The sequence below is a fragment of the Micromonospora sp. DT68 genome (assembly GCF_049847245.1).
Classification (GTDB): domain Bacteria; phylum Actinomycetota; class Actinomycetes; order Mycobacteriales; family Micromonosporaceae; genus Micromonospora; species Micromonospora profundi.
The window spans coordinates 1-20,764 of sequence record NZ_JBNCNZ010000012.1 but is presented as its reverse complement, the minus strand read 5'-3'; the positions used below and the strand labels follow the sequence as shown (position 1 = coordinate 20,764).

Sequence of the window (20,764 nt, the reverse complement as noted above, 5' to 3'; positions counted from 1 at the left end):
GCCGGTCGATGGGCTGCGGGGTGAGGATCGAGGGTGCGGCGTCGCACACCTGACGCCACCGTCATGAAGGGACCTCACCGTGACCGATCGTGTCACCGCCGACATGTGGTTCGACCCGGCCTGCCCGTGGGCGTGGATCACGTCCCGCTGGCTGCTCGAAGTCGAGCAGGTCCGAGACGTGGACATTCGTTTCCACGTGATGAGCCTGGCCGTACTCAACGACGGCCGGGACGAACTGCCCGAGGAGTACAGGGAGTTCCTGAAGACCGCGTGGGGGCCGGTGCGGGTCTGCATCGCCGCCGAGCAGCGGTACGGCAACGACGCCCTGCGCCCGCTCTACACCGCGCTCGGCACCCGGATCCACCTCGGCGGGGAGGAGCGGGGCCACGACCTGTACGTCGCCGCGCTCACCGACGCCGGCCTGGACCCGGCGCTGGCCGCGGCGGCCGACAGCACCGAGTACGACGAGGCGCTGCGGGCCAGCCACGAGGCCGGTATGCGTCCGGTCGGCCAGGACGTGGGCACCCCGGTCGTCCACGCGCCCGGCCCCGACGGCTCTCCTGTCGCGTTCTTCGGCCCGGTGATCACGCCGGCGCCGAAGGGCGAGGCGGCCGGTCGGCTCTGGGACGGCGTGCTGCTGGTCGCCGGCACTCCCGGCTTCTACGAGCTCAAGCGCACCCGCGAGGAGGGCCCGATCTTCGACTGATCCACGCCTACCCGCGCCCCCGCCCGGTCAGCCTCGGTTGCCCTGGCGGGGGCGTGCCGCGCCGGACGACGGGTACGCCTCGCGGTCACGGCGTCACCGGTAGGCGGGCGGCGTCGTTTCCCTCGGTGTCCGCCGCAGCGACCCGCAGGGCCGCACACCGCAGCTCGTGGAGGCAATCCCGATGGCGAAGCACCGTGCGACCGGTGACGATCAGTTGACCCGACAGGGGGTGATCGAGACTCCCGACCCGGCGTACTGGTCGGTCGACGACTCCCGCTGGCCGGTGGTCCGGCCCGACCTTCCGGCCCACCTCGTGGACCTGCTCGCGCCGCCCATCGTGGTCGGCGTGGCCCGGGTGCCGGTCACCTCCCGCCTGACCCCGCCCACCCCGCCGACCGGGAGCGCACCCGTCGCGCCGTCCGGCAGCGCGCTGGTGGTGTCGACCACGTCGGCCGCCGAGCCCGTGTCGGCCGCCGAGCCCGCGGTGCCCGTGTCGGCCGTCCCGCCCCCGGCACCCGTGCCGGCCGCCGTGCCCGCGCCCGTCGTGCCCGTGGCGGCGGCTGCTCCGGCTGAGCCGGCCCCGCCTCCGCCTGCGCCCACCGCTCCGCGTCCCGTGCCGACACCGCCGTTGAGCCCGCGGCCGGTTCCGGCGCCGCCGCCCGAGCGTCCCGTGCCGGGGCCGCCCGCGTCGCCCCGCCGCAACGCGATCGGCGGCCCGGTCGGGACCGGCCGGCGAGGCAACAACGGCGGTCCGGTCGTCGCCGGCCGGCACCGCCGGCACAACGGCGCGTCCGGTCGCGCCGGCTGACCTCGCAAGCCCGGTACAGCACTTTCATCTGGTGGACGCCGCGCGGGTCCCCGCCGGTGGTGCCGCCAGCGCCGGTAGCGTCAGTGGACATGACGGTCGTGCATCCGATCGCCCGGGCCTGGATCACCACTGGCGGCACCGGCGCGCAGAACTATGACGAGTTCGCTGACGACGCGGAGATCACCTCGATCATCGAGGCGAACCCGCACAGTGCCCTCGGCATCGAAATGCCGCACCGGGCGCCGGGCAGCCTGGGCAAGTCCTTCCTCGACGCGCTGCCGGACTCGGTGGCCCGCCTCGCCGAGGCCAAGGCCGACGGCAGCTACACCCCCGCCGAGCAGGTGGTGGTGCTGTACCGGATCAGCGCCCCCGACGAGGCCCCGGCGTACGGGCTGTTCGCGATGGTGGACACCGACCAGATCTCCACCCGGGCCGACGAGCCGGGCCTGGTCATCCGCAACGAGGACGTCTTCATCGCGAAGGTGCGCGAGCGGGTGGCGCTTGCCGAGGCGCTCGGTCACCTGCTCTCACCCGTACTCCTGTTGCAGACCGGAAGCGGCGACGAGCTGCACACCGCGCTCGCGGCGGCGACCGAGACGGCCGGCGTGCCCGCCGCGACGGACACCGACCAGGCGGGGCGCACCCACGCCATCTGGCTGATCGGCCCTGGGCCGGAGCAGGACACGCTCACCGCCCTCGCCGGCGGGGGCGAACTTGTCGTCGCCGACGGCAACCACCGCAGCCTGGCCGCCCAGACCGGTGGGCTGCCGCGCTTCCTGGCCGTGGTGACCACCCCCGCGTCGGTGGCCATCCAGCCATACAACCGCCTGGTCAGCGAGCTGACCACCACCTCCGCCGAGCTGCTCGACCGGCTGCGCGCAGCCGGCGCGGAGGTCGAGCCGATCGACGGCCCGGTCGAGGTCCCGGCGGCCGGCGGCACCGTCCATCTCCGGCTCGCGGGCCAGGGGTACGCGGTGCGGCTGCCCGCCACCGCCGCCGACCGGCTGGAGAACCTGGACCACGCCCAGGTCGAGCGACTGCTGCTGCGCGACGCGTTGGGGCTGGAGCCGGGCGACAAGCGGATCACCTACGTCGGCGGTGACTACCCGGCGAGCTGGCTCACCGGTGAGGTCGACGCCGGCCGGGCCGAGCTGGCCATCCTGATCGCACCGGTGACGGTGGAGGACTTCGTCGCGGTGAACCTGGCCCGGGAGAAGATGCCCCGCAAGAGCACCTGGTTCACCCCGAAGGCGCGCGGCGGTCTGGTGGTCGCGGAGCTGCCGCACTGAGCGGTGACCCGCGCACCCGTGTGACATACCCGGCTCGGGGACGCCGCCCATGCGGCGTCCCCGACAGCGGCCTGACAGACTGCGCGGTATGCGCGTCTACCTGGGATCCGATCACGCCGGTTTCGAGTTGAAGGTGCACCTGGCCAACTACTTGGCCAAGCAGGGGTACGACGTGGTCGACGTCGGCCCGCACAACTACGACCCCGACGACGACTACCCGACCTTCTGCCTGCACACCGGCGACCGGGTGGTGGCCGACGAGAATTCTCTCGGCGTTGTCATCGGCGGGTCCGGCAACGGTGAGCAGATCGCCGCGAACAAGATCGCGGGCGTACGCGCCGCACTGGCCTGGAGCGTCGAGACCGCGGAGTTGGCCCGCCAGCACAACAACGCGAACGTGGTAGCCGTCGGTGCCCGCCAGCACACCCTGGACGAGGCCACCGCCATCGTCGAGGCGTTCCTGAACACCCCGTTCTCCGGCAACGAGCGGCACGCACGGCGTATCGACCAGGTCGGCGAGTACGAGCGGACCCGGCAGCTGCCCGACCTGCCCTGACCTGCTCGCGGGCTACCGCTGACCGTGCCTGCGCTGACCGGCTCGGCGCGGTCAGCGTGGCGCGCGGGGGAGGTCCTCGCGGGGCACCCAGTTCCGCCGCACGACCACCACCCGGGCTTCCGCCTCGGCGAGGTCGGCGTCGGTGGGCCGTGCCGCGTCCCGGGCCCGCAGCGCGGCGCTCAGCCCCACCTGGGACGAGCCGGAGCCGACCAGCCCGCGCAGGCCCCGCTCCCCGTCACGCTCGTCACCGTTGCCGTTGCGGCGGCGCGGTGGCGGTGGCGAATCCACGCCGTCGTGCACACCGGCCGTGCTGACCGTCGAGCCGTCGACGCCCGGCCCGGCCGGGTCGGGGGCGATCTGGTGCCGCAGCCGTCGCCTGCGTCGGTCCGGGTCACCCATCAGTCGACCGTACCCCGGCCGGAGGCGTATCCGACACCTGGTGCCGGTCCGCGACGTACGGGATTCGGCGACCGATTTGCCGGCTGGCTACCCTCGGGTTCAGGCGGTGTTGGTGCCGCCGGTCAGGGGGAGGACAAGATGGCAGACCAGACGCAGCCGTGGGCGGAGCGAACCGTGGAGGTGCCACCGCAGGCCGGCGTCGGTGTGCCGCCACAGCGGGACGGTTTCCGCCGTGGTGTGGCGCCGGTGGGTCAGCCCGCCAACCCGCGTACCGTACCGTTCCCGGTTGTCGGGCAGGAGCCGACCGGGACGGGCTGGCCGGGTGAGCCGGCACCGCGCCGGCCGTTGAGCTGGCGGCTGGCGCAGCTACGTCGCGGCGGCGAGTGGAGCGCGGCGGGTGGCCTGTTCGCGTTCGTCTGCTGGGGGATCTGGGCGCTCTCCGGTCAGGGTGACCTGTCGGGCCCGCTGCTGGTGCTGGTGTTGAGCCTGCTGGTGGCTGTCGGCCTGTTCGCGCTGTTCCGGTTGATCGGCCGGATCGTGCTGGAGCGGCAGCTCGGACGGGTCCGGCGTACCGCTCGGGGTGCCCATCTGGCGACTGCCGTCTTCCTCGTCGGTCTTGGCGTGGCGTGGCTCCAGCAGACCGAGTGGGTCGTCTCCGCCTGGAACTGGATCTCCACGAACACCTGATCCGGCGTACGCCCGGGCGGGCGGGCTCTCGCCGCCCGCCCGCGCGACACCGGTCGTCTCCCCACCAGGCAGTGCGGCTGCTTACCCGGCCGGCCACGGTTCATCCGTGGCCGGCCGGTCCGATTGGTGCCGTCGATGTGTCGGTCAGTGGCTGCCGTCGGTCAGTGGCTGCCGCCGTGCCCCTCGGCGTCGGCGCGGGGCGAGACGACCCGGGCGGCCGGGTCCTCGACGCCGGGCTCGCCGCCGTCGGGCGCGACCATCCCGTCGTAGTTGTAGAGCGGCCCACCGTCGTCGTGCTGCTTGGTGGTCCGGATGTAGCGCTGCATCATGCCGTCGATTTCGATCTCTACGAGGGCGTCTCCACCGGTGTCGTGGGTGCTGCCGTCCCGGGGGCCGCCGATCAGGTGTGCGGTGCTCTTCGTCTCCATGAGGACAGGCCGTACCCGACGGCAACCAGCCGGAAACAGCCGAAATGCCACCAGGCGGTGCCGCGCCCACTGTCGGACGCGGCACCGACTGAGGCTCAGCCCTGGGCGGCTGCGTAGTCGCGGGCCACCCGGACCAGCTCGACAAGCCCGCCGGCGTACTCCTGGGATTCGCCGTGTGCCTCGTCGAACGGCGGCTGGAAGCCGACGCCCTCCCACTCGCCTGTCGTCGGGTTCCACCTGTCGTTGCCGACCTCGAAGTCCCAGGCGAAGATGCCCAGCTCGTAGTAGAGCTGGTCGGCGGAGTTGCCGGCGGCGGAGTAGAGCACGTCGGCGACCGGGCCGGTCTGCGACGGCCAGGTCACGGTGCCGCGTTCCTGCGCGATGGCACCGACGATCCGTCGGGCGCTGTTGAGGAACAGCGTCGACTCGTCGATCGACGGCCGGGGAAGTGTGATCCGCCCGTCGGCCCGGTACGCCCCCGGCGGCCACATGAAGTACCCGCCGTAGGAGTGCACGTTCATCGCGAACTTGATGTTGGTGTGGGCCTTGGCGAGCGCGATGACGTTGCTGCTCTCGGCCTCGGACAGCTCAGCCGTGCCGGCGTAGGTGCCGGACAGGCAGTTGGCGCTGGCGCCCACGTACCCGTCGAAGTACGACCCGACCGTGTAGTTGCGGTTGAGGTCGACGCCCCACGAGTTGCGGTTCTTCGGGTCGCGCGCCGGCCCGGTGCAGTGGTTGACCAGGTTCTTGCGCTGGAAGTTGTAGTCGTTGAACGAGTAGTTCGCGCCATCCGGGTTGACGGTCGGGATGACGAAGATGTCCACCTGTTCCAGCAGTTCACGGGTCGCCGGGTCGGTGCGGTAGTTGGCAAGCATCCGCTCGGCGAACTCAAGCGTCACAAGCGGCGTGGCCCACTCCCGGGCGTGTTCCTGGGAGTACGCGAGCACGCCGACCCGGGAGCCGTCCCGGTGTACGCCGAGGCGCAGCGCCTGCACCGTCCACGGCTTCGCCGGCACCTCGGTGCCCTGGAGGCCGTCGTCGAGCCGGGCGGGGCCGGCGACCGGCATGGGCAGCCCGGCCGAGCCGTCCTCGACGGTGGCCCGGAACCGGTTCGGTTGCCGGGCGTTGATCGCCGCAGCGACCTCGTCGGTGGTGCTCACCGTCTTGCCGGCGGTATCGGTGGCGAGTGAGACCGTGAGGACCCGGTCGCGGTAGCCGACCGTCAGCGGCCGGTTCCGCCGGCCCGGGTCGACGGTCCGCACCTGCACGCCGTTCATGTTCTGGTCGCCGAAGCGGACCGACTCGACGACCACGGCGGCGACCGCCGGGTCACCGAGGTACGCGGCGGCGGTGCGCCGGTAGCCCTGGGTCTTGTTCGGCAGGTCGATGACGTCCACCAGGTCCCGGTACTGGCGGGCCAGCCGCTTGATCCGCGCCTGGATGTCCACAGGCGTCAGGTACGCGTCGATGAAGTCCTTCTGGTAGCCGGCGGGCAGCGGCGGCGGGGTGGCGTTCGGCCAGAGCGCCGGAGTGACCATCCGGCTGACCCCGCCCAGGCTGGAGGTGGCGGTCAACTGGACCGGGCGGCTCGGCACCGGCTGGGGGAGGTTGTAGTGGTACTGGTACTCACCCGAGTCCTCGAACCGGTAGAGCGGAAACGACCCGGTGGCGCCGTCGGCCGTCCGCCAACTGACGGTGATCTCCACGTCCGGGTCGTCGGTGGCGGTGGTCGCCACCTGTGCCTGCAGGAACGTCTGCCCGCCTGTCGTCCACCAGTACGCCTGCTGTACCTGGAGGGTGTCGACGGCGGCGGCGGTGGTCCGTTCGTCCGCGCTGGCCGAGGGTGCCCGCAGCCCGGCGGCGGTGCGGGCCTGTGCCGCGCGGACGCTGTCGGCGAAGTGCCGACTGCCGTCCCCGGCGCGCTGCACGATCTGCACGGCTGTCGCGCCCTGTGCGGTCAGGTCGGCGAGCTGCGCGCCGGTGAGCACCAGGTCGGCGAGGATCCGCCCGTCGCGGGCCCTGGGCCGGTTGGCGAGGTCCGCGCCGCTGGCGACCAGCCGGTCGAGCTGAGCCTGATCGCGCAGCTGCACCCGTACCAGAGCGGTTTCGGTGGTGGTCAGGGTGATGGGTGCGGGCGCGGTGGGTGCCGCGGTGGCCGGACCGGGGTGGGACAGTGCCGCGCTGATCAGGATCGCTGTGGTGGCGGCAGCTGTCCACCGTCGTCGGACGATCATGTGCCCTCCTGACGGACGTCGATGTCACTGTTCCTCACACCAGTGCACGGATCGACACCTGTCAAGTGATCTGGGGGCACCCGCAGCGGGTCAACCGCCCTGTGCGGCGGTGGGCTGCGGGTGGAGGCGGGCGCGGTGCATGCCGCGTCGGACCGCCACGACCACCGCCAGCACCAGGCCAGCGACCACACCGGTGCTGGTCACACCTAATGCCGCAAGGCTGCCCATAGCGGTGTCCTGGGGACCGTAGAAGCGTGGCGGATCACCGATCGAGAGGGCCGGTTGCGGGCCGGCCCCGGCCGCCGTGCAGATCACCTCGTACCTGCCGGCTGGCCTGGCGTGAAGCGTGAGCAGGCCGCGCCACTGGCCGTCGTCCACCTTGGCGCCCGCGACGAGCACGTTTGTCTGTCCGAATTCGACCATTTTCCCGCCGTCCTTCGGGGACGCCGCACATTCGACGTCAGGAGGTCGCCCATCGGCCGTCCTGAACCACACCATCTTTTCGTCAGAGAGCTGCACAGTGACAGGCTGGCCGAGCGTGAGGGGCTGTCCCAGGTCACCTTCGGAAAGAAAGACGAGCAGCAACACCCCGACGGCGGCCACCGCGCCACCAACGGGAATCAGTGCCGCGATGAAGAACCAGATGCGGCGGGGCCGCAGTTCCACGGGACTGATGACCGGAGCGGGAGTCATGGCGAGATCATGGACGATGAGCGGGCGCAGCAACAGGGGGTGTGCTGGCGGCCGCGGTGAAGGCCGTGACTATCCCGAAGCGGGGATCGAAGGCCCGAACGAGCGGTTGCGACGCGGCCCCTCACCGGCCTGCTGCGCCTCGGGGAGCAGGCGGAGGTGGCCACCCGCCTCGACGACACCGCGTCGCTGGTGCGGGCCATCGCCCGGGAGGCCGTTCGCCGCGTCGGCATCGACGCCCGGGCGCGGTACCAGGCGTCGATCAGCGACCCGGAGCCCACGCCGGGTGCGATCGCCGGGTTCAGCGAAACCGCGTCGGAGTCCGACGCGCACCTGCTCGACGGACTTCTCACCCACCCGGCCGCGAAGATCCGCGCTGCGGCCGTACGCGGCCACCGCCAACTCGGCGTGGTGGACGCCCACCAGCTCACGCCACTGCTGACGGACCCGTCACCGTCGGTCGTCCGCGAGGCCGTCAACGCCCTACGACCCGTCGCGGCAACCCTTGCGGCGGAGCTGCCCTGGCAGTTGCTCGCCGGGTCGCGCGTGGAGTTGCGGCGCGCGGGCTACCGGCTGCTCGGCACCCGGGACGTACCCGAGCGGTTGCGTGCCGCCCTGCTGCTGGCCGTCGACCCGGATCCGGGGCTGGCCCCGACGGGGCCGCGCCGAGCTCACCCGGCTCGTGCGGGACGCCGCGGATGACCGGACCCCGGCGGCACTGATGTCGCTCCGGCGGACGCTGACCGGCACACGCCTCGGCTCCTGTCGATGCCCCGCGTGGTGGCATCGACTGTTGTAGGGTGCGCGCCGTGGGATACCTGGTGACGCCCTCGGGCCGTCTGCACCTCTCGCAGTCGGACGACGCCGCCGCGGTCGGCGCGGCCGGGGCGGCGATGGCTGCCCGAGACGGCTGGTTTGCGCCGGACGCGGCTCCGTCAACCACCACACTGGCCGACCTGGCCGAGGCCGCCGGAGCGTCGATCACGCGCGACGGAGACTGGATCGAGTTCGGCCACGACGACGCGGGAGACCCCAAGTGGTCGGCCCAGGCCACGGCCTTCTACGTCGCGATCGCGCCGTTCGTCCGCCGAGGTACCGTCCACATCGAAGGTGAGGACGGCGCTTCCTGGTCCTACACCTACGCTGACGGGCAGGTCACTCAACAGGGCTGGAACGGTTGGGACGGATCGGTCGAGCCGTTCGGCGAGAGTGTCGACCCTGGAACGTCCCCAGACCCGTCCCGGTCCGACCGCTGATTGGTCCGTTCGTGGTACGCGCCGAAGTCGAAGAAGCGCCTACCGTCCACCGACAACTCGTCGGCGATCTCCTCTCGCGTCCACGGATGGTCGGAGTAGTCGTCCATTGCGACACCGCCCCGAGCGAGCAGCGCCAACGTCAGACGGCGTACCTCCGCTGTCCCGTCGACCCGGCCCGAGACATCAACCTGAACCGCCCATCCGGGTAGCCGGCCGCACGCTTGACTCAGCCCTCGCACGGCCGTCGGCTCCCAGTCCGCGTACAGGTGTTCGCCTGCACTGGTCAGCTCCCCGTACAGGCACCCGTCCACCAGCCACGGATTCCTCTGGCCCGGAGACAACCGGTCGAGCAGAGCGACGACGGAAGCCTGCTCCGATTCCGGAAAGACGAAGACGGTACGCACGGCAGGAGCGTCGCACACGTCAGCCCATCCGACGGGACGGGTCTGCACGACTGCCGGCTTCGCGCTCGCCACGGCAAGATCCGCAGCGGGGGAGAAGTAAACGGGCCGGCGGGTAACCCGAGCCCTGATGATCTCGCGCCTCGCGGCAGCTGCACGCACATGATGTTGAGCGTCCGCGCTTGCGGGTTTGGTCAGGCACAAGCTACGGCATAGCCAAGGACCACGGCGGCGGACACGACGACGTGGCCTGGGGCGAGGTCCTGGGCGCTCGTCGCGGCGGCCTCGGCGTGGCCGCGGTAGCGGGCAGCGCCCGGCTGTTCCGGGTCGATGTCCTCAATGTGCAGGACCGCACCGATGCGTACGCTGGCGGCCTCGGCGTACAGCTCGGCCTTTGCCCGGGCCGCCGCCACTGCCTGGCGCCGAGCCTCGGCCCGCAGTTCGCGCTTGCCTGTGACGTCGAAGTCGACGCCCTCGATCTCGTTGGCACCCGCCGAGACGATGTCGATCAGCAGTGGTTCGACGTCGTCCAGTACGCCGGACTGGACCGCAAAGGCCGCCTGGCACTGGTAGCCGATGAACCTGCGTGACCCGTCCGCGTATTCGGTGGCTGTCTTCAGGTCCAGGCGCGAACCCTCGACCGCCGCGTCGGCTATTCCATGCTCGCGCAGTGCGCCGCGCACGGCCCGCACGGCTGTACGGGCCGCCTCGAACGCGGCGGCCGGGGTCTGCTCCAGCCGTACGATCTTGAACCTTACGCGCACAAGATTCGGTAGCGCCTTCACGCTCGCCGCACCGAACGCGGTGATGCCCCAGGGGCGTTCCACCATCTGCATGAACGTCGATCCAACCAGACTGTCTTCCGCCCCGTGCTCCCGGTACGCCAACCACCTGACCGACTGCGCGGACGCCAGGTACACGACGTCCCCCAGGGGATGTCGGCCTTACGCGATATGGGGTTCGCGCGGGCCGCGGATGTCACCCCGACACCTCATACTCAACGTGACTCGACGGCGACGAGGAGGCTCGCGTGGGGGAGCTCAACACCCAGGACGTCAACGTCGTGAAACGCCTCGCCACCGTCGCCGCCATCGTCGGCATCGTAATGGTCGGCTGTGGGGTGGGAACCCTGCTGATACCCCTGTCGGGTGCCGACTCTCCTGAACCAGGGGCTCCGGTGCCGCCGGAACGACCTGAGGGCCTGGACCCAGGGGCACCAACGGCGAAACCCACGCCGGAGCCAAAGCAGAGCGAATACCTGAACGCCCTCCTCACCGACCGGGCCGCCCTCTACAGCGGCAACGCCAGCGCCCGCCTGCGACAGCAGGTCGAAGTCGGTGAATCATTCCCCGTCGCCCTCGCCGTGTGCGCCCCCGGCGACATCCCCTGCACCGTCAACCCATTCGAACCACCACAGCAACCGCCCAAGAACCCCACCCGTCCAGCTCAGGCGGAGGAGTTGGGCAGCGTGCCGGTCGGCGGCCGAGTGCAGGCGGAACTGTCCTGGTACGGCAGTGACGCAACAGTCAGAGCCAGCAGCCCACCGGAGCAGGTCATAGCCGCCCCCGGTGATGTTGCTGAGTGGCGCTGGTCGGTGCAGGCCGGCGCGAACCCGGGGCGGCTGATTTTCCAGATCAGCGTGACAAGCCTGAGGGGCGACAGCAACGTACCGCTGTTCCCCACCCGCTACTTCGACCTTGACGTGGAGGTGACGGACACGGTCCAGAACCGCACCAGCGTGATCGTGGCCGCGCTGAACCGCTTTGTGGTTGGTGCAGGGTCGGGGATGGCCGCGCTGGGCGCCACGATCGTCGCCTATCTGACGTATCGGCGTGCGCGGCAGGAGCGAGATGGCAAGCGTGCCGCCGAGCAGGGGTCGGGCGATGACGGGGGCGGGCGGGAGGCCGGTCTATCGCTGCGGAAGCGCCGCCGCCGGCCACGAAAGCCTGGCCGGGGCGAGACCTGATCCCAGCACCGCCGCAGCAAGCGCGCGGATCGCCGCCCGCCGCGGGCGCGACGTTGACCCAGGCGCTCGCGGGTGCGCGTCCGGCGTGATGTGACACCGCGTGTGATAGATCAGCGGCACGAAGGCCGATCGCCAACGACCACGGTTGAGCCGGCGGTCGCCCAGCTGCGTCTCGTGCCCGCTCGTGACCGCTACGTGCCCCGGTTACTGGCCCATGGATGGCCCATCCTGGGCATGCTCCCGGCGCGGTTGCGGGATCTCCTCGCGCAGCCCTCGTGGTGTCTGACCGAGGAGATCCCGCTACCCCCGTCCGTTGCTGATCTCTGAGGGAAGGCCGGGGTTCGGGGCGGAGCCCCGAAGGTCTAACCGCCCGCTAGGCTCCTCGCCTCAACATCAGAGCGCGGGAGCGTGCGTGATCAAGCTGGTCAGGACCAAGAAGTCCGCGTGCCGCTGTCGGCCCCGGTGGCCGGCTCTCGTTACGGAGATGAACGGTCATGTCATGCCGTGCCAACCATCCGAGCACGGCAGTCCGATGACCAGGCTCTTGGAACTGTCAGCCCGGTGCGCCGAATGCTCCGCGACCTACCCGGGCAACTTCATCATCGAACCAGGCACGCCGCCTCCGTTCGAATGGGCGCACGAGCCTGAGAACACCGTGTGCTCCTGCGAGCCGCGGTGGCCGAAGCTGATGGTCAAGCTGCGCGGCCAGTGGTACCTCGGCTACCCAGGTACGGACGGCCAACTGGTAGTTGACGGCGCAGAGGGAGCCTTCTGTGATAGCTGCGGAGCCCGCTTTCTGGGGGCCATGGTGGTCGACCTCGATGATAGGTCGCACCTCGAAGATCCTCACGAGACGTAGCAAGTGTGGCCAGCCGGCCCGGCCGATGCCGGCCGGAGGTCGCCAGCAGGCCGGGGCCGGGCCGGCGCGGCCCGCTTGCGGGCCGCCTTGACCGCCGCCGCCGCTGACGCCCTGGTTTTCACCGGCGACAAGGGCGCGCTGCGGCGATCCGGCAACTTCGGCCGTGCGGTCAAGTGGCCATGGACCGGCGGATCGCCCGGCAGGTCCGGCGCAAGGGCAGCCAGAACAGCTAATGGCCCACGGATGGCCCGCAAGATCGAAGCGGGGGAGTGGTCGACCGGCCCAGGATCGGGGGATATCGCCCCTGGCCTGGGCCGGAGGACATTGGAGCGGGCGACGGGAATCGAACCCGCACCGTCAGTTTGGAAGACTGAAGCTCTACCATTGAGCTACGCCCGCGCACACCCCGCCGAAACGGGGCGCGCCGACAGCGTACCCAATGCCTGAGACCCGCGTGCAGCCGCGCCACCGCGTTGCGGCGGTGCATGGTGGCCGCGTCGCGTCTCCATCCACGCCCAAGATCCGCGCAACTTCAGGGATGTAGGGGCCTCCGCGCGCCGCGAGGCCACACTTTCCCCGAAGTTGCGCGGATCTTGCGCCCGCGCCCCGCGCCCCCGGGTGGTTCGCGATCTTTTGGGGAATCTGTCCCGGTGGGGACGCCCCGGCACCGCTCGCGGGGCGGCGACGGCATAGACTGCACGTCGCCACGGGGTGTGGCGCAGCTTGGTAGCGCACTCGCTTTGGGAGCGAGGGGCCGTGGGTTCAAATCCCGCCACCCCGACTGTCGTCAGCGCCTGGGTCGCCCCGGGCGCTAGTGGCCGGCCGCGCCGGCTCGCCTACACTCGATGGGCCAATCGAAGGCCCAGACTAAAACCAAGATCCGTCAAGGAGTACGCCTGTGAAGAGCACCGTCGAGACTCTGAGCCCGACGCGCGTGCGGCTCGCCATCGAGGTGCCGTTCGTCGAGCTCGAGCCGAGCCTCAAGAAGGCGTACCGGGAGATCGGTTCGCAGGTCCAGGTTCCGGGCTTCCGCCGGGGCAAGGTGCCGACCGCGGTCATCGACCAGCGGGTGGGCCGGGGCACCGTCCTCAACGAGGCGGTCCAGGACGCCATCCCGGAGAACATCCTCGCCGCCGTGCGGGAGCACGACCTGAAGACGCTTGGTCGTCCGGAGGTCGAGATCACCGAGTTCAACGACGGTGACTCGCTGAACTTCACGGCCGAGGTCGACGTCCGCCCGGAGATCACCCTGCCCGACGCGAGCACCATCGAGGTGACCGTCGACGAGCTGCAGATCGACGAGAGCGAGATCGACGAGCAGGTGAAGAACCTGCGGGAGCGGTTCGCCACCCTCAAGACGGTCGAGCGGGCCGCGGCCGAGGGCGACTACGTGCAGATCGACCTGAACGCGACCGTCGACGGTGAGGACGTGCCCGGCGGTCAGGCCAGCAACATCTCCCACGAGGTGGGCAGCAAGCAGCTCCTGCCGGGCCTGGACGAGGCAGTGGTCGGCCTCGCTGCCGGCGACAGCACCACCTTCACCACCCAGTTGGTCGGCGGCGACTTCGCCGGCCGGGACGCCGACGTGGCGGTGACCGTGCGCACGGTCAAGGAGAAGGAGCTGCCGGAGCTGAACGACGACTTCGCCCAGATGGCGAGCGAGTTCGACACGATCGAGGAGCTGCGCGGCGACCTGCGGGCCCGGGTCACGCAGGGCAAGCAGGTCGAGCAGATCTACGCCGCCCGGGACAAGGCGCTGGCGCAGCTGGTCGAGGCCGCCGAGGTGCCGGCGCCGGAGGGTGTCATCCGCGAGGAGGTCGCCAGCCGCAAGCAGGCCATGGTCGACCAGCTGGAGCGGATCGGCGCCTCCCTGGAGGAGTACCTCGCCGCCGAGGAGAAGACCGAGGAGCAGATCGACGCCGAGCTGACCGAGGCGGCCACCGAGGGCGTCAAGGTGCAGCTCCTGCTGGACACGCTTGCCGACGCCGAGGACGTGCAGGTCTCCGACGACGAGTTCGGTCACGAGATCGTGCACCGGGCGCAGCGCGCCGGGATGGCTCCGCAGCAGTACTACGACCAGCTGGTGCGCTCCGGCGCTGCCGCCGCGGTCTTCGGTGACGTGCGCCGGGGCAAGGCGCTCGCCGCCGTCATGGAGCGGATCACGATCAAGGACTCGGCCGGCAACGAGGTCACCCTGGACGCGCTGCGCGCAGCCAACGAGGCGGAGCACAACCACGAGCACTGATCGTCGGGTGCGGCCGCCGTCCGCCGCTGCGCGGTGCACGGCGGCCACACTTATTCCGGGGTACGCCCGGAAGCCCGCGCCGCGGGTGCGCCCGACCCAACTGCGCTGAGAGCGAACAGTGCCCCGACCGGGACTCTGCCGCCTCTGGTAGCGGTTAGTGTCGGGAAAGACGGTACGGAGAGCGAAGGGCTGCCATGACCGACATGCACATCCCAACGACGTCGCGCCGGGCGATCGATGCCCGCGGTGGCGACTCGATTGGCAACCTCGACGACTCGGTCTACAACCGGTTGCTCAAGGAACGCATCATCTTCCTGGGCAGCGAGGTGACCGACCAGGTCGCCAACCGCATCTGCGCGCAGCTGCTGCTGCTCGCCGCGGAGGACCCGGACCGCGACATCAACCTGTGGATCAACTCGCCGGGTGGCTCGGTCTACTCCGGCATGGCGATCTACGACACCATGCAGTTCATCGACAACGACGTGTCGACCGTGGCGATGGGCATGGCTGCCTCGATGGGCCAGCTGCTGCTCTGCGCGGGCACCAAGGGCAAGCGGTACGCGCTGCCGCACGCCCGGATCATGATGCACCAGCCGTCCGGTGGTCTGGGCGGCACGGCGTCCGACATCGCCATCCAGGCGGAGCAGATGCTCTACACGAAGCGCATGTTCCAGGAGCGGGTCGCGCACCACACCGGCCAGAGCCAGTCGCAGATCGAGGCGGACTCGGACCGGGACCGTTGGTTCACCGCCCAGGAGGCCATGGACTACGGCTTCATCGACAAGGTGATCATCGGGGCCGCTCAGGTTCCGGATGGCGCCGGGACCCTGAGCTGAGGAGCTGACGATGACCGATCTGAGCTTGCCGCCCCAGTTCGCGGCCGTGCACAACCGTTACGTCCTCCCGTCGTTCGTCGAGCGCACGTCGTACGGGGTCAAGGAGTCCAACCCGTACAACAAGCTCTTCGAGGACCGGATCATCTTCCTCGGTGTGCAGGTGGACGACGCGTCGGCAAACGACGTGATGGCCCAGCTGCTCACGCTGGAGGGCACCGACCCGGACCGCGACATCATCATGTACATCAACTCGCCGGGTGGCTCGTTCACGGCCATGACGGCGATCTACGACACCATGCAGTACGTCCGCCCGGACATCTCCACGGTGTGCCTCGGGCAGGCCGCCAGCGCGGCTGCGGTGCTGCTGTCGGCGGGCACCGCTGGTAAGCGGATGGCTCTTCCGAACTCGCGGATCATCATCCACCAGCCGGCCACCGAGGGCGGCTACGGGCAGGGCTCGGACATCGAGATCCAGGCTCGGGAGATCCTGCGGATGCGGACGCAGCTGGAGGACATGCTGTCCCGCCACTGCAACCGCCCGATCGAGCAGGTTCGCAAGGACATCGACCGTGACAAGATCATGACGGCCGAGGAGTCCAAGGAGTACGGGCTGGTCGACACCATCCTGACCAGTCGTAAGAAGGGCCTGCTGGCTGCCAACGCGGCCAGCTGACTCAGCACCGGGTCAGAGGTTGGCCGGGGCACCCGTTCCCGGCCGACCTCTGACACACCCGTTTTGGGGGTCGGAGAATGCCCCGTCAGCGGGTAACGTCGGGTCCGTACCGCTTCGCCGGTTGGGCCGGTGAGGTGAACCAAGCCGGGCGGCGCGCAGCGTCCGCAGGTCAGGGCCGGGTCTCCGGCCGATGAGTGCAGGGAGAACGTAGGTGGCACGGATCGGTGACGGCGGCGACCTACTGAAATGCTCCTTCTGCGGCAAGTCGCAGAAGCAGGTAAAGAAGCTCATCGCGGGCCCAGGGGTCTACATCTGCGACGAGTGCATCGATCTCTGTAACGAGATCATCGAAGAGGAGCTGGCCGAGTCCGGCGAGGTGAAGTGGGAAGAGCTTCCCAAGCCGATGGAGATCTGCCAGTTCCTCGACAACTACGTCGTGGGGCAGGACCAGGCGAAGAAGGCGCTCGCCGTCGCGGTCTACAACCACTACAAGCGGATCCAGGCTGAGGCGGCCGGTGCGCCGGGCTCCGGCAATGATGCCGTCGAGCTGGCCAAGTCCAACATCCTGCTACTCGGCCCGACGGGTTGCGGTAAGACCCACCTGGCGCAGACGCTCGCGCGGATGTTGAACGTCCCGTTCGCCATCGCCGACGCCACTGCGCTGACCGAGGCGGGTTACGTCGGCGAGGACGTGGAGAACATCCTCCTCAAGCTGATCCAGGCCGCTGACTACGACATCAAGCGCGCCGAGACCGGCATCATCTACATCGACGAGGTCGACAAGATCGCCCGTAAGTCGGAGAACCCGTCGATCACCCGGGACGTCTCCGGCGAGGGCGTGCAGCAGGCACTGCTCAAGATGCTCGAAGGCACTGTGGCGAACGTCCCGCCGCAGGGCGGTCGTAAGCACCCGCACCAGGAGTTCATCCAGATCGACACCACTAACGTGCTGTTCATCTGCGGTGGCGCGTTCGCCGGCCTCGACCAGATCATCGAGTCCCGCACCGGGCAGGGCGGCACCGGCTTCGGTGCCCGGCTGCGGTCGGTGTCCGAGCGGTCGACCGATGACATCTTCAGCCAGGTCATGCCGGAAGACATGCTCAAGTTCGGGCTGATCCCCGAGTTCGTCGGTCGTCTTCCGGTGATCACCAACGTCCGGAGCCTGGACCGCAGCGCCCTGGTGCGGATCCTCACCGAGCCCCGCAACGCCCTTGTGCGGCAATACCAACGCCTCTTCGAGTTGGACGGCGTCGAGCTGGAGTTCGACGAGCCGGCCCTGGAGGCGATTGCCGACCAGGCCATGCTGCGCGGCACCGGCGCCCGTGGCCTGCGGGCCATCATCGAGGAAGTGCTGCTCTCCGCGATGTACGAGGTGCCGAGCAACCCCGACGCCGCCCGGGTGCTGATCACCCGCGAGGTCGTCCTGGAGAACGTCAACCCGACGATCGTTCCGCGCGAGTTCACCGGGCGTCGTGCCCGGCGGGACCGCGAGGAGAAGTCGGCCTGATCCTCCCCGCGTCACGCCGGTCGCGTCAGTCCTGACGCGGCCGGCGTGATCGCGTTCGGCGGTCCCACTCGCCCGACGGGATGACCACCACCATCATCAGTTTCGCTGGCTCGTCGCCGTCGTTGCGGTAGCCGTGCTCCCGGTCGGCGTGGAACTCGATCGTCTCGCCGGCCTGGACTGTGTGGTCCTGCCCGTCGACCCGGACGACAACGGTGCCGGTCAGTACGTGCACCACCTCGCGGGTGCCGCGTGAGTGGTCGGCGGAGCGGTGCGCCTCGCCGGGCTCCAGCCTCCAGTCCCAGAGCTCGACAAGGTCCGGTTCGCCAAGCCCACTGAGCAGGTGGGCGGTACCGCCGTGCTCGCCCTGCCACAGCACCGGCGCCTCCGCAGCGGTGGTGATCTTCACGGCGCGTTCCTCGTCGGGCTCCAGCAGCCGCGCGATGTTGACGCCGAACGCGTCAGCGACCCGGCACAGTGTGCCCACGCTCGGATTGGTGCGCGCGTTCTCGATCTGCACGAGCATCGCCTTGCTCACCCCGGAGCGACCGGCCAACTCCTCGAAGGACCAGCCCCGGGCAGCGCGTAGCTCACGTACCTGCCGGGCCACAGCGGCTGTCACCGCGCCCACCCGGCCTGCGGCCTCGGTCATCAAACTATCCTTCACGGTCACTATTATGGTACGACTGACGCATGCTGCCCATTGTCCTCGCCGCCGTGTCGGCGGTCGCGTTCGGCGTCGCCGACTTTTCCGGTGGAAAGGCGTCCCGCCGGGCCGACCCGATCGCTGTGACAGTGGTCTCCCAACTGCTTAGCGTCCCGCTGCTGATCGTTCTGGTGCTCGTCGTACCCGGAACCCCGACCGTCGGCGACATCGCCTGGGGCCTGCTCGCCGGCGTTGCCGGCGCGGGCGGCGTCATGCTGCTGTACCGGGCGCTCGCCGGCGGGATGATGGCCGTCGTGGCACCGGTCACCGCGATCACCGCCGCCGTCGTGCCGATCGTCGCCGGCCTGTTCACCGCGGCCTTCCCAGGTGCGCTGGCGCTCACCGGCGCCGGTCTCGCGGTGGTGGCGATCGCGCTTGTCAGCCTGGGTGAGCGCGGCGGCGGAGCTGCCGTCCCGGTACGGCTGGTCGGGCTCGCGCTCGCCGCTGGAGCGCTGTTCGGCGTCTTCTTCACACTGCTGGGCCAGGCCGACGAGAGCGCCGGCATGTGGCCGGTGGCGGCAGTGCGGGCCAGTTCGATCGCGTTCGGCCTCGCGCTGGCCGCCGGCACGGGGGTGCGGCTGCGACTCGGGCGACGGGTGCTGGTGTGGGCTGCCGTCGCCGGCCTGCTCGACAGCGCCGCCAACGCGCTATTCCTGGCTGCCGCCGGCCGTGGGCACCTCAGCATCGTGGCGGCGATCGCCGCGCTGTATCCGGCCAGCACTGTGCTCCTCGCGCTCGCCGTCGACCGGGAGCGCCTGCGGCCGATCCAGGTCGCCGGCCTCGGGTTCGCCGCCGGGGCCCTGGTGCTCGCCAGCATCTGACGCTGTCCGTACCGGCCGTCCCGGCCGTACTCTGGGGTCATGCGCGTCGCAGTCTGCCAGCTGAACGCCCGGGACGACCGCAAGGCAAACCTGGCCGCCGCCGAGGTTCTGCTGGAACGCGCCGCCGCCGGCGGCGCGGACCTGGCCATCCTCCCGGAGTACGTCGACTATCTCGGCCCCGCCGCGCGGATGCCCGAGCCGGAGCCGGTCGACGGCGAGGTGGGCAGCTTCTTCGCCGAGGTCGCGCGGCGGCTCGGCATCTGGGTGGTGGCCGGCTCGTTCCACGAGGTCGGCCCGGACCCGGCGCACACCTTCAACACCTCGCTGGTCTTCGACCGGACGGGCAGCCTGGCCGCGAGCTACCGAAAGATCCATCTGTACGACGTGGAGATCCCCGGACGCGTCTCCTATCTGGAATCCGCGAGTGTCGCGCCCGGCGCCCAACCCGTCGTCGTGGACGTCGAAGGGCTCCGGGTCGGGCTGTCGATCTGCTACGACCTGCGTTTCCCCGAGCTGTACCGGCAGCTCGCCAGCGAGGGCGGCGCCCAGTTGCTCGTGGTCCCGGCGGCGTTCATGCTGCACACCGGCCGCGACCACTGGGAGGTGCTGTTGCGGGCGCGGGCGATCGAGAATCAGTGTTTCGTGGCGGCGGCCGGTCAGACCGGTGACCACGACCCCGGCCGCACCTGCTTCGGGCGCAGCATGGTGATCGACCCCTGGGGGACGGTCCTCACCCAACTGCCGGACGGGTCCGGAGTGGCATTCGCCGACCTCGATCTCGATAGGCTCGCCACGATCCGCGCCGAACTGCCCAGCCTGGCCAACCGCCGACTCTGAGCGGTCACCCCTCCAGCAGGACGCCGATCGTCGCGAGACCGACGATGACCCCGCCGGTCACCAACAGGGCGGTGGTCATCCGGGACCTGCCGCGCCGGGCCAGCTGTCGTACCGAGAGCAGCAGGACGACAAGCACGACGGTGCCGATCACCACCTGCCAGAACGGCAGAAGGAGGCCGAGCAGCGCTTCCTCGGCGAGCACCGTGGCGTCCGGCCCGGGTTCATCCATGCCTGACACTCTGGCACGCCGTTGCGCTCCGCGTCGGGCACCACTCGGTCCTGTGGCCCAGAACCCACGCCGCACTGTGTGCCGTCCGTTGGAGCCTGTGTTCTTTCGGTGGAGAGCAGAGCCCGCGCCGGACGTCGTGAGGTCTTGCGGTCAACCAGTGATGAACCCTGATTTGCCTTCTCGGGACGGCCCGCGTAACTTTCTCTCTGCACGGGGGAGGCCGGACAAACGGGCCAAGACCGGGCGCCAGGCTCGTGGCGGCAACGCCGAGCGAGGCTGGAGATTCGGGCGGTGCGGAACACTCCGGATACGGGGTTGCGGACGCGAAGCCGACCGGGTAGAGTGCTGAAGCCGGCAGGAGCCGGGCGGAGAGCCGCGAAGCGGTGATCGGCCGGTCTGCGGCTTCCCACGACAGTAACGACCACCGGGTACGGTGTGCGTCATCGTGGGTCCCGGACGAACCACAATTGATCGCCTCGGACACGAGGTTGACAATGAAAGTTCGACCAAGTAAGTTTGAGCGGTTGCCCCGAAACGGGAGCCTACGGGTTTCCGGTCGGTGTGTGGTTGTTCTTTGAGAACTCAACAGGGTGCTTTGTAAAGCCAGTGCCAATTATGATTTATACCCCGGACT

General features: G+C 70.1%; 21 protein-coding genes and 2 tRNA genes. 15 read left to right on the top strand and 8 right to left on the bottom strand.

What is annotated here, in order from left to right; all coding sequences use genetic code 11:
* Positions 1-79 precede the first annotated feature (79 nt).
* From ACPXB1_RS21115 to ACPXB1_RS21100, 4 genes are all read left to right on the top strand, one after another.
* On the top strand, positions 80-706 hold the full coding sequence (locus ACPXB1_RS21115) for a disulfide bond formation protein DsbA (protein ID WP_355593965.1): 627 nt from the start codon (positions 80-82) through the stop codon (positions 704-706).
* Positions 707-887: 181 nt separating this feature from the next.
* Positions 888-1,514, top strand: coding sequence for a hypothetical protein (locus tag ACPXB1_RS21110; RefSeq protein WP_355593967.1), 627 nt, complete (start codon positions 888-890; stop codon positions 1,512-1,514).
* Positions 1,515-1,603: 89 nt separating this feature from the next.
* Positions 1,604-2,803, top strand: a complete 1,200-nt coding sequence (locus ACPXB1_RS21105; RefSeq protein ID WP_355593969.1) for a DUF1015 family protein — start codon at positions 1,604-1,606, stop codon at positions 2,801-2,803.
* 88 nt (positions 2,804-2,891) lie between these two features.
* Entirely contained in the window at positions 2,892-3,359 is a 468-nt protein-coding gene (locus ACPXB1_RS21100; protein ID WP_355593971.1) for a ribose-5-phosphate isomerase, read from the top strand.
* 51 nt (positions 3,360-3,410) lie between these two features.
* Here the strand turns inward: ACPXB1_RS21100 and ACPXB1_RS21095 are convergent, their stop codons facing one another.
* Positions 3,411-3,758: a hypothetical protein gene (locus ACPXB1_RS21095; RefSeq protein WP_355593973.1), complete on the bottom strand. Its 348-nt coding sequence runs from the start codon at positions 3,756-3,758 to the stop codon at positions 3,411-3,413.
* A gap of 138 nt (positions 3,759-3,896) precedes the next feature.
* Here ACPXB1_RS21095 and ACPXB1_RS21090 point away from each other — a divergent pair, with 138 nt between their 5' ends.
* Complete coding sequence (locus tag ACPXB1_RS21090; RefSeq protein WP_355593975.1) at positions 3,897-4,445, top strand: hypothetical protein; 549 nt, start codon at positions 3,897-3,899, stop codon at positions 4,443-4,445.
* 161 nt (positions 4,446-4,606) lie between these two features.
* Here ACPXB1_RS21090 and ACPXB1_RS21085 read toward each other — a convergent pair whose 3' ends face one another.
* The 3 genes from ACPXB1_RS21085 to ACPXB1_RS21075 form a co-directional block, all read right to left on the bottom strand.
* Positions 4,607-4,873: a hypothetical protein gene (locus ACPXB1_RS21085; protein ID WP_355630659.1), complete on the bottom strand. Its 267-nt coding sequence runs from the start codon at positions 4,871-4,873 to the stop codon at positions 4,607-4,609.
* Positions 4,874-4,968: 95 nt separating this feature from the next.
* Positions 4,969-7,107: a M14 family zinc carboxypeptidase gene (locus tag ACPXB1_RS21080; protein ID WP_355593979.1), complete on the bottom strand. Its 2,139-nt coding sequence runs from the start codon at positions 7,105-7,107 to the stop codon at positions 4,969-4,971.
* A gap of 90 nt (positions 7,108-7,197) precedes the next feature.
* Positions 7,198-7,833, bottom strand: a complete 636-nt coding sequence (locus tag ACPXB1_RS21075; RefSeq protein WP_355593981.1) for a hypothetical protein — start codon at positions 7,831-7,833, stop codon at positions 7,198-7,200.
* 123 nt (positions 7,834-7,956) lie between these two features.
* On the opposite strand from ACPXB1_RS21075, the gene ACPXB1_RS21070 reads away from it, so the two are divergent.
* Positions 7,957-8,499 (top strand): hypothetical protein, encoded by a 543-nt coding sequence (locus tag ACPXB1_RS21070; RefSeq protein WP_355593983.1) that lies wholly within the window; start codon positions 7,957-7,959, stop codon positions 8,497-8,499.
* Positions 8,500-8,606: 107 nt separating this feature from the next.
* The gene (locus ACPXB1_RS21065; RefSeq protein ID WP_355593985.1) at positions 8,607-9,053 is read left to right on the top strand and encodes a hypothetical protein; all 447 of its coding nucleotides are present in this window, start codon (positions 8,607-8,609) and stop codon (positions 9,051-9,053) included.
* 595 nt (positions 9,054-9,648) lie between these two features.
* On the opposite strand, the gene ACPXB1_RS21060 is transcribed toward ACPXB1_RS21065, so the two are convergent.
* Entirely contained in the window at positions 9,649-10,290 is a 642-nt protein-coding gene (locus tag ACPXB1_RS21060) for an SIMPL domain-containing protein (RefSeq protein ID WP_355593987.1), read from the bottom strand.
* A 194-nt stretch (positions 10,291-10,484) separates the two neighbouring features.
* On the opposite strand from ACPXB1_RS21060, the gene ACPXB1_RS21055 reads away from it, so the two are divergent.
* Positions 10,485-11,420, top strand: coding sequence for a hypothetical protein (locus tag ACPXB1_RS21055; RefSeq protein ID WP_355593989.1), 936 nt, complete (start codon positions 10,485-10,487; stop codon positions 11,418-11,420).
* A 1,184-nt stretch (positions 11,421-12,604) separates the two neighbouring features.
* Here the strand turns inward: ACPXB1_RS21055 and ACPXB1_RS21050 are convergent.
* A tRNA-Gly gene (locus ACPXB1_RS21050) sits at positions 12,605-12,678 on the bottom strand.
* 308 nt (positions 12,679-12,986) lie between these two features.
* On the opposite strand from ACPXB1_RS21050, the gene ACPXB1_RS21045 reads away from it, so the two are divergent.
* The 5 genes from ACPXB1_RS21045 (at position 12,987) to clpX (ending at position 17,540) form a co-directional block, all read left to right on the top strand.
* Positions 12,987-13,060, top strand: a tRNA-Pro gene (locus ACPXB1_RS21045).
* 117 nt (positions 13,061-13,177) lie between these two features.
* Positions 13,178-14,524, top strand: coding sequence for a trigger factor (gene tig, locus ACPXB1_RS21040; RefSeq protein ID WP_355593991.1), 1,347 nt, complete (start codon positions 13,178-13,180; stop codon positions 14,522-14,524).
* A 194-nt stretch (positions 14,525-14,718) separates the two neighbouring features.
* Entirely contained in the window at positions 14,719-15,360 is a 642-nt protein-coding gene (locus ACPXB1_RS21035) for an ATP-dependent Clp protease proteolytic subunit (RefSeq protein WP_053652979.1), read from the top strand.
* Between the two features lie 10 nt (positions 15,361-15,370).
* On the top strand, positions 15,371-16,033 hold the full coding sequence (locus tag ACPXB1_RS21030; protein WP_053652978.1) for an ATP-dependent Clp protease proteolytic subunit: 663 nt from the start codon (positions 15,371-15,373) through the stop codon (positions 16,031-16,033).
* A gap of 211 nt (positions 16,034-16,244) precedes the next feature.
* Positions 16,245-17,540 (top strand): ATP-dependent Clp protease ATP-binding subunit ClpX, encoded by a 1,296-nt coding sequence (gene clpX, locus ACPXB1_RS21025; protein WP_053652977.1) that lies wholly within the window; start codon positions 16,245-16,247, stop codon positions 17,538-17,540.
* A gap of 25 nt (positions 17,541-17,565) precedes the next feature.
* Here the strand turns inward: clpX and ACPXB1_RS21020 are convergent, their stop codons facing one another.
* A complete protein-coding gene (locus tag ACPXB1_RS21020; protein ID WP_355593994.1) occupies positions 17,566-18,189 on the bottom strand; it encodes a helix-turn-helix domain-containing protein in 624 nt (207 codons plus the stop codon).
* Positions 18,190-18,230: 41 nt separating this feature from the next.
* Here ACPXB1_RS21020 and ACPXB1_RS21015 point away from each other — a divergent pair, with 41 nt between their 5' ends.
* Both ACPXB1_RS21015 and ACPXB1_RS21010 read left to right on the top strand, forming a co-directional pair.
* Complete coding sequence (locus ACPXB1_RS21015; protein ID WP_355593996.1) at positions 18,231-19,064, top strand: DMT family transporter; 834 nt, start codon at positions 18,231-18,233, stop codon at positions 19,062-19,064.
* Between the two features lie 39 nt (positions 19,065-19,103).
* Positions 19,104-19,901: a carbon-nitrogen hydrolase family protein gene (locus tag ACPXB1_RS21010; protein ID WP_355593998.1), complete on the top strand. Its 798-nt coding sequence runs from the start codon at positions 19,104-19,106 to the stop codon at positions 19,899-19,901.
* A gap of 4 nt (positions 19,902-19,905) precedes the next feature.
* Here the strand turns inward: ACPXB1_RS21010 and ACPXB1_RS21005 are convergent, their stop codons facing one another.
* A complete protein-coding gene (locus tag ACPXB1_RS21005) occupies positions 19,906-20,130 on the bottom strand; it encodes a hypothetical protein (RefSeq protein WP_355594000.1) in 225 nt (74 codons plus the stop codon).
* Positions 20,131-20,764 lie beyond the last annotated feature (634 nt).